Genomic DNA, 8224 nt, shown 5'->3' with positions numbered 1-8224 from the left:
CAGCCGGCGTGCCGAAGACGTCGAGCGCCCCATCGGCACCCGCGGGTCGTGGGCCCGCGGGTGCCGGGCCCGCGATGTCCCCGGCCGATGCCAGCGGGAGCTGGTTCGGGCGGACTGGCAAGGACGGCGAGGCCGCTCCCGGCGCGCCGGGCCGGCCCGCCTCGCCGGCCGCACGGGCCTTGCCGGGAACCGCGCCCGCGGCGCCCACAGCGGCCGCGGCGCCGACTCCGCCCGCGCCAGCGAAACCCTCGTCCGCGCCACGTGACTCCGCGGCGGCGCCGCTGGCTCGCGCCGACGGCCAGGAGCCGGCCGCCAAGCCCAGGGCCGCCGCCGGGCCGCGGACGCCACCGGCCGAGGCGTCGACGATGTGGGTGTCGCTGCGGCGAACCTCACCCCGGCCATCGCGGCGGTCTGGCGCCACCGAGGTGGCAAGGGCCCAGTCCCCCAGGGCCGAGCCGGAGACGCCCAGGACGGTACCGAGACGGGCGCAGACCGCGCCGTCCGAGCCTGCTCGACCGGAGCTGGCGGGGCGGGTCGGCGAGGCGGCCCGGCCACCTGACGCCCGCCGCTCCGGGAGCCAGCACCAGGCCGACCCGGCGGGCCTGAACCCGGAGAACACCGCGGCCCTGCCTCGCGTCGGGTCCCGAGCCGGGGTGCGGCCGGCGGATGCCAGGACCGCCGAGGCCGGACCGGCATTCCAGGCCTCCCCGCCGGCCTCCAGGCAGGCGCCGACCCATCTCGGCCACGCCGATCAGGGAGGCTCGCCGGCGGGAAGCCCGGCGCGCCGCCCCGAGACCCGGCGGGACGTGGCGCCGGCCGGGCGCGGAGCCGCGTCAGGCGACGATGCGGACGAGATACCGGCCGAGGGTGCTCACGGTTTTGACGAAGACGAATACGAGGACGAATACGAGGGCGGCGCCGAGGCCGACGGCGACTGGGGCGCGCCGGGCGCGGATCATGCCGCCGGAGGCCCGGAACGTGGGTGGTCGTCGGATCCGGCTGGCGCGCCGCCGGCCCGGCCGGCCCGCGGGCGGATGGCCTCCCTGATGCTGGTCGTCGCCGGGCTGGCGGCGGCGGGCGCGGCGCTCGCGCCCTGGAGCACGCTCGCGACCAGCGACGAGGAGCGCACGTTCACCGGGCTCACCGTGGGGGACGGGCGGTTCACGGTGGTTCTGGGGCTCGCGCTGGCCGTGCTCGGCGGGGCGGGGCTCGCCCGGCGACGGCTGTCGGGTGACGGGGCTCTCGGCCCGCTGCTCGCGAGCCTGCTCATCGTCATAGCCGGCAGCGACCTGCTGATCGGCCCGCCCACACTGGCGAGTTTCCGTGGGATCTCCGCCGACCAGATCGTGGTGGAGCCGGAAGCCGGGCTCTACGCCTCGCTCGCGGCCGGCGTGCTCGCCCTGATGGCGGCGCTGGTGCCCCGCCGCGGTGCCCAGGTGGACGGTGCCCGGGTGGACGGTGCCCGGGTGGACGGATCCGCGGACCTTCCGGCGCCACCGTCGCCCCGCCGGGCCGACGCGCGCCACCGCCCGGAGACACCGGCGTTCAGGCAGTCCGGCGACCACCGCGCGAACCGCGCGCGTTAGCCAGAACCCGCGCACGAGGCCGTCGGACGGCGACCTGACGACATCTGCGACGGACCGGGGCCCCTGGCCCTGGGCCCGCCGGCGTTGGTCTCGCCGCCTTGTGACCCGGACGGGCGACGCGGAGCCTGGCTGATCGTCGGTCACGGTTCGGGTGCGGCGGCCGGTACCGGGGGCGGTTTGGGCGTCGGTGTCGGTTGCTCACGGTGGTCGATGGGCGTCGCATGGTTACGCGTGGTACCACCGACGCGTGGCCGAGCAACTGGTTCCGTCGCGCGCGGACGTGCCTGACTTCCAGGCCGATCCCGACACGCACACCGTTCCTGGCACGCCTGACGTCGCCGGGTCGCGGGGCGTCGCCGGTCCGCGGCGGACGGAGCCCCGGCGGACGGAGCCCCGCTGGACGGGGCCCGCGCGCGGCCGGACGGGTCCGGGAACGCCGCGCGGCGGCGACGCCGAAGGCGGTGGGCCGGGAGGGGATCCTGACCGCCGCGTTCAGGCGGCCAGGGCGGCATGGCGCGCCGCGGCGGCCGCCACCGCCGACCCCCGGTGGGCCCGGCCGGGCACGGCCGCCGCCTGGCCGGGCTGGGATGCCGTCTACCCGGAGCCGGGGGCGTATGGCCAGGCCGCGGCGAGCGGCCCGGCGGGCGCCGACGCCCGGCCGCGTCACCGCGGCGCGCCGCCCGGCGAGCCAGCCGGCGCGCCTGGCGGCCGAGGGGCCACCGCGGTACCTAGGGCGGCCGGGGCGGCGACGGGCTGGTTGGCCGCCACCGCGCCGATGCGGTCAGGCTGGTGGCCGCGGGGCCGGGTGGCGCTGGTCCTGCCGGCCGCGCTCGCGGCGGCTGGGGCACTGCTCACGGTGATCTCGTCGACGATGACCTGGGCGACGGTGCGTGCGTTCGGGCTGGTGGAGTACTCGGTCGCCGGGCTGGACGCGGACCAGCACGGCCGGCTCACCCTGGGCCTGGGGATCATCACGGGCCTCGCCGCGGCGGGCCTCGCCGTCCGGCCGCGCGGGCACACCGGCCGGCTGGTCGCGGGCCTCTCGGGCGTCATGGGCCTCACGACGACGCTCGTCGCGCTGATCGACATCGGCTATCTGCGCGGTGGCGGACTGCTGGCCGGGCCGGGCGTCCAGGCCACCACCGTGATCGGGCCTGGGCTGTGGCTGGTGCTCGTCGGCGGCCTGCTGGCCATCGCCGCCGCGCTGCTCGCGCTGCCAGGACCCGGGTGGGCGGGCATCCAGCGGGGGGACGGCGGGAACGACAGCCGCGCCGACGGCCGCCGCCGCTCGTCGCGGCGGTGGCCGCCGGGCCGATCCGGGTGACCCCCTGATAGGGGACGAAAGAGCAGGACTATTGGGGTCGTGACCGAACTGTCCGGCTCCGGCAGACTCGGTATCGCACCAGCCGGGTTCGGGGGGATCGGGACCGCCTTGGGGGAGGATGTCCACGGTCACCGGCTGGCTGGCGCCGGGCCGTACGCGGGGTACGGTCAGGCGCCGCCATGGCGGGTGCCGGCAGCCCGCGAGCCTGCCGGCACCCGTGCCGGCGGCCCCTCAGGGGACCGCCGCACGGGCCGCCAACTCCGGCTTCGCCGGAGTTGGCGACGCCGCGGCGACGCGGTGGGGTGACCCCCGGACGTTGACTAGGAGCAGCGTCCACCTGGTGGTCTCCCACCCCGGCCTGGCGGGCGTGGCTCGCCCGAGGGTGTCAGGCCGGCGGGCCCAGACCGGTGGGGCCGGGCGGGTCGAGGTAGCCGTCCTCCACGGCGCGGTGCAGAAGATCGATCTTGGTGGTGGCCTCGCGGCCGGTCTCGCGGTACTTCCTGCGGACCCGGTCGATGTACTGCTTAGCCGTCTCCACCGCGATGCCCATCCGGCTCGCGACCTTCTTCATCGACATGCCGGCCGCATAGAGCTGCAGCGCCTGTCTTTCCTGCGCGGACAGCCGGGGCCGGTCGGGGGCGTCGTCGGTGAGCAGCAGGAACGCCAGCGGCGGCGAGATCCAGCCGGAACCATCCGCGGTGGCGTGGACCGCCTTGGCGAGGTCCTCCAGCTGGTCGGTCTTGGCCACGAACGCGGCGGCGCCCGCGCGGATCGCCAGGCGCACCGTCGCGGGGTCGGCGGTGGCGCTGTAGACGGCGACACCCATACCGCGTTCGATCAGCTGGCGGATGGTGTCCGGCGGGTTCGACCCGTCGCCGAGGCTGAGGTCCAGCAGCACGACGTCGGCATGACGGCCGTCGCCGGACATCAGCTCCTCGGTCGACCTGGCCGTGGCGATCAGCTCGATGCCGGGCAGCTGGCGCAACGCCATGCTCAGGCCCTGCAGCACTATTGGATGATCATCCACCGCCGCGACGGTTACGGGTGACCACATGCCATCGTCAGGCCGGTGCAGACCGGCATCGCCGGGGCCGTCTTCATCATCATCGTCGCGGGCGGGGAACGGGATTTCTGACGGATCGTCCGGGGGGCGGGCGTCGGGGGGGAGCGGGGGGGCAGGGGGAGGCACGGCACCATTTCAGCAGACGGTGACGAGACCTAACGTCTCGGCATAGGAGCGCAGGAAACGAATCTCGGTCGTCAGCAGTTGCAGTCGCAGCCGTCACAGCCATCGCAGCAGCTGCAGCACCCGTCAGCGCAGTCGCAGCAGTCGCAGCAGTCACCGCAGTTGCCCGAGCAGATGCCCTGCTTCTGCTGGCCGTCGAAGGGCGACGTGTAGTTGCCGCAGCACATCTGGCAGGTGCAGAACATCCCGGTCGCGGCGAGGCAGGTGGGGAAGGTGAGGCCGGGGCCCGGCCGCCCAGGGCCAGGTCCGCCAGGCCCACCCGGCCCGCCGGGGCCGGGATGGGGCGGCATGCCGGGCCCGGGACGGCCGGGCCCCGGCTGGGCGCCGCGGAACGCGTTGTCGACCGCCAGCTCCAGCTCGTGGACGAGCAGCAGGTGCGCCAGGCGGGCATGCCGGTTGCGTGGCCGCGGCCGCGGCCCGCCGCCGGACGACCGGGCGGACGCCCCATGCCTGGTCGAGCAGGCGGCGCCGTGCCCGGCCGCCTGGCCGTGGCGCGGGCAGCTCTCGTGCCCGCGATCCCCGGCGGCCCGCAGGGAACGGCTGGAACGGCTGGAACGGCTGGAGAGGCGAGAGAGGCGGGTGGCGGTGCGCGCGGAGCCGTCCGGGGCGGAGCCGTCGGCCGCGGGAGCGAACTTGACGTCGCGCAGGGCGAGCTCGATCCCGAGCAGCGCGTCGTCGCACAGCGCCCGTGCCTGGGCTTGGGTCGTTCCGGTGGCGGTCAGCGGGTTCCAGGCGCCTCTGGCGTCGTCGGCGGCCTGGTCGGCGACCGTGTCCAGCAGGTGCGCGAGCCGGCCGAACAGCCGGCCGGCCTCGGCGAGCGGCTCGGCGTTGCCCGGCCGGCCCGCGAGCACCGCCGTGTGCGCGAACGCCGCCTCGGCGGCCTCCTCGGCCGGCGCGGTCACCACGGTGAGCGCCGTGCCCGGTCCGGCCGCGGCCTCCACCGCCTGCTGCCGGCTGGCCGCGCGCTCCAGCACGTTCACGTCGAAGCCCAGCTCGGCGCCGAGGCTCGCGCCGCCGCGGGCCGCCGCGCCGGCGAACCGGCCGGCGAGCGCGGCGACCGGCCGGCGGGCGAACGGCCCGTCGCCGTCGGCGACGTGGTCGTCGACGTTCGTCGCGGCGGCGGTCAGCGAGACCGCGGCGGCGAGCATCGCGCCCCGGTCGTCCCGCGTCGCCACCTCGGCGGTGCGCAGCCCGCGCAGGGCACACGGCCCGGCTGTCCTCGTCGCCGCCTCACCGGTCTGTGCGGCTACCAGCACCGACAGCACCAGTCCGTCGACGTTCGTCGCTGCCCGCGCCCAGTGGCCCTGGCGGTCGCGCAGCGTCAGGCACATCCCGCAGAGGTGGGACATCCAGGTCGCCGTCAGCTCATCGCCCATTCGGTGCCGACACGGACGAAGGATGCCAAACATGGTCGTATGATTTCAGACTGCAGCAGCCGGGATGCGCATTTCGGGCTGATCCAAGCGTGTCGGCGCAGGTCAGCCTTGTCCCCACCGCCTGTGGGGTGGTCCGCCCATGATGCTTCCGTCGACGTGGTCGGGTTGGTGGTCCCCGCTTCTCGCGGGGTGGTCGACGCCCCTGGCTGCTGCCTCTGAAGCCAGTGCGTCAGGCGGGTCCCGGACACGCCCCACTTGGCTAGCCTGGCGAGTATGACCGATCGTCTGTATTTCCGTCAGCTGCTGTCGGGGCGGGACTTTGCCGTCGACGACCCCATCGCGCAGCAGATGGTCAACTTCTGCTACGTCATCGGGGACCGGGAGACCGGCGAGGCCGTCATCGTCGATCCGGCCTATGCGGCGGACGACCTGCTCGGCATCCTCGAGGCCGACGGGATGCGGCTGGTCGGCATGTTGGCCACCCACCATCACCCGGACCACGTCGGTGGCACGATGATGAACTTCTCGCTCGCCGGAATCGTGGACGTGCTGGCCAGGGCGCCGGCGCCGGTGCACGTCCACAAGAACGAGGCCGAGTTCGTCCGCCGGGTCACCGGCGTCTCCGAGACCGACCTCGTCTCCCACGACCACGACGACACGGTTGAGGTCGGCGCGATCCCGATCCGGCTGCTGCACACCCCCGGCCACACCCCGGGCAGCCAGTGCTTCCTCGTCGCGGACCGGCTGGTCGCCGGCGACACGCTGTTCCTCGACGGCTGCGGCCGCACCGATTTCCCCGGTGGCAGCCCGGCCGAGATGTACGAGAGCCTGCAGCGGCTCGCCGCCCTCCCGGACAACCCGGTGGTCTACCCCGGCCACTTCTACTCGCCGCCGCGCGGCAGCGCCCCGATGGCCGACGTCACCGCTACCAACATCGTCTACCGCCTCCGCGACCAGGCCCAGTGGCTGCGCGCCTTCGGCGGCTGACCCGGGCGTACGCGGCGCGGAGACCTGCGCGGTGCTGCCACCCTAGAGGGCCAAAGGGCGTGCGAAAATGATCTTCCTTCGCACGCCCGGCGGCCGTTGTCCCAAGGATCACTAACGGGTGACGAGCCCGGCGCGTAGTTTCGCCGCCGTGGTGCCCCGCGTCGACTGGATGACGCGGATCACGGCGCGGGCGATGGGCAGCAGGCTGTCACGGTCGACCTTGTCGAGGGTGTCGGCCTCGTCGAACAGGTACCAGGGCGCGGAGAGGAACTGGACGATCGGGACACCGGCCGTGTGGTAGAAGGCACCGTCGGACAGCGGGGCCGGGCCGAACGCGTCCGGCGCCAGCAGCATCGAGCGGCCCAGCCGCTCGGCGACGAGCGCGTCGTAGACCGTCTTCTCCAGCGAGGGAATCCCGCTGGTGAAGAACCAGCGGGGCACGCACCGGCCGGTGGGCCCGAGGCGGCCGTCGTGCTCGGCGAAGTCGCGGGCGGCGTGCTCCAGATGCACCTCGAGGACGACCTTCTCCAGCTCGGCGCCGTGCTTCGCCACGTAGTCGACCAGCCCGGCGCCGCCGTAGAAGTGCCCGCCGTGCAGCAGGAAGCGCATCCGATGGGGCCGGTCGGCCGCGGGAACACGGGCCCAGTAGGCGGCCTGGGCGAGCACCATCGCGATCCCGGTGCCGTCCTCGACCGCCGACGCCCACGGTCCGTCGTGGTGCGAGCCGACCAGCACCAGCTCGTCATCGCCCGCGGGCCCCGGGAGGTCGCCGACGATGTTGTCGCTACGGGCCGGCGCGGTGCTGGCCGCGACGTCGAGGCGGATCCGCACCTTCCCGCGGGCGAGCTGGTCACGCAGCCACCGGCCGTCACTCCCGTTGATCCACACTCCTGGGATCGCGGTCGTCTTGCCGTTGTACGGGAAGTAGTAGCGACAGTCGTCGCCGGGGTAGTCGAGCAGCGTCCCGACGAACGCGACGGCGCCCGCCTCGACCACCTGCTGGGCGATGCCGTCGGAGCCCGCGGGGAGCGGCAGGACCTGCGTCTCGCCCGCGAACGTGGCCTCCGGGTCGTACACCCGCTGGGCGGAGTCCTTCGGGACGCTCCCGAAGGTGGCTGGCAGCGCAGGCGGCAGCGCGGCGACCTTGGCGTCGACCAGCGCCGCCCGTCCGGCCGCGGCGCCCGGGGCCGCCTCGTCGAAATGCGCGAGCTCGACGTCGAGCCCCTCGGCCGGGGCGGCGAGCGGTACCGGGAAGCACCGCAGCTCGCGCGGCGCCGCGCCCGCCGGGGTCGCCATCAGCGAGTAGTGCGTCGGCTCCCACCTGGTGACCGCGACCGGTTCTGTGTGTACGTCGACCAGGCCGATCTCGCGGAACTTCGCGGCGACGAACCCCTCGACCCAGCTGTCCGCCGGGTAGCCGGGCCGGCGTACGCCCCGCGCCACGATCTGCTCGATCCAGCCCACCATCTCCTCGACCCCGGGCGGGGCCGCCGGCCCCGTCGTGGCTGTCGCCGTCGCCGGGCCGGCGCTCCCCGACTGGCACCCGGCCACACCCGTGACCGTCACCGCCGCGGCGGCGAGCGTCCCGCCGAGGAACTCGCGCCGCCCGAGCGGCACGGCGGCCCATCTGTCGGCGCCCGGGCGCGCCGCGCCCTCCTCGGCGGCCTTCCGCGACCTGGCCATCGCCTGCCTCCCGCCTGAGATC

Annotated in this window: 7 protein-coding genes; 3 read left to right on the top strand and 4 right to left on the bottom strand. The window is 75.2% G+C overall.

All coding sequences use genetic code 11. The annotated features are described in order from the left end of the window. The coding region (locus BCD48_RS04185; RefSeq protein WP_491677110.1) for a hypothetical protein at positions 1-619 on the bottom strand (619 nt) is incomplete at its 3' end. Positions 620-653: 34 nt separating this feature from the next. Here BCD48_RS04185 and BCD48_RS04180 point away from each other — a divergent pair. Together BCD48_RS04180 and BCD48_RS04175 are read left to right on the top strand one after the other, a co-directional pair. Then, on the top strand, positions 654-1586 hold the full coding sequence (locus BCD48_RS04180; RefSeq protein WP_071046894.1) for a hypothetical protein: 933 nt from the start codon (positions 654-656) through the stop codon (positions 1584-1586). Positions 1587-1833: 247 nt separating this feature from the next. Further along, on the top strand, positions 1834-2910 hold the full coding sequence (locus tag BCD48_RS04175; RefSeq protein WP_071046893.1) for a hypothetical protein: 1077 nt from the start codon (positions 1834-1836) through the stop codon (positions 2908-2910). Between the two features lie 385 nt (positions 2911-3295). On the opposite strand, the gene BCD48_RS04170 is transcribed toward BCD48_RS04175, so the two are convergent. Together BCD48_RS04170 and BCD48_RS04165 are read right to left on the bottom strand one after the other, a co-directional pair. Continuing rightward, a complete protein-coding gene (locus BCD48_RS04170) occupies positions 3296-3964 on the bottom strand; it encodes a response regulator transcription factor (RefSeq protein ID WP_116271416.1) in 669 nt (222 codons plus the stop codon). A gap of 206 nt (positions 3965-4170) precedes the next feature. Continuing rightward, complete coding sequence (locus BCD48_RS04165; protein ID WP_071046892.1) at positions 4171-5565, bottom strand: DUF5685 family protein; 1395 nt, start codon at positions 5563-5565, stop codon at positions 4171-4173. Positions 5566-5805: 240 nt separating this feature from the next. Here BCD48_RS04165 and BCD48_RS04160 point away from each other — a divergent pair, with 240 nt between their 5' ends. Next, complete coding sequence (locus tag BCD48_RS04160) at positions 5806-6519, top strand: MBL fold metallo-hydrolase (protein WP_071046891.1); 714 nt, start codon at positions 5806-5808, stop codon at positions 6517-6519. 111 nt (positions 6520-6630) lie between these two features. Here the strand turns inward: BCD48_RS04160 and BCD48_RS04155 are convergent, their stop codons facing one another. Next, complete coding sequence (locus tag BCD48_RS04155; RefSeq protein ID WP_083418155.1) at positions 6631-8202, bottom strand: M28 family peptidase; 1572 nt, start codon at positions 8200-8202, stop codon at positions 6631-6633. Positions 8203-8224 lie beyond the last annotated feature (22 nt).

The organism is Pseudofrankia coriaricola, assembly GCF_001854805.1.
Taxonomy (GTDB): domain Bacteria; phylum Actinomycetota; class Actinomycetes; order Frankiales; family Frankiaceae; genus Pseudofrankia.
Note: the sequence above shows the minus strand (reverse complement) of the source record. Positions and strands in the feature narration are given on the sequence as shown.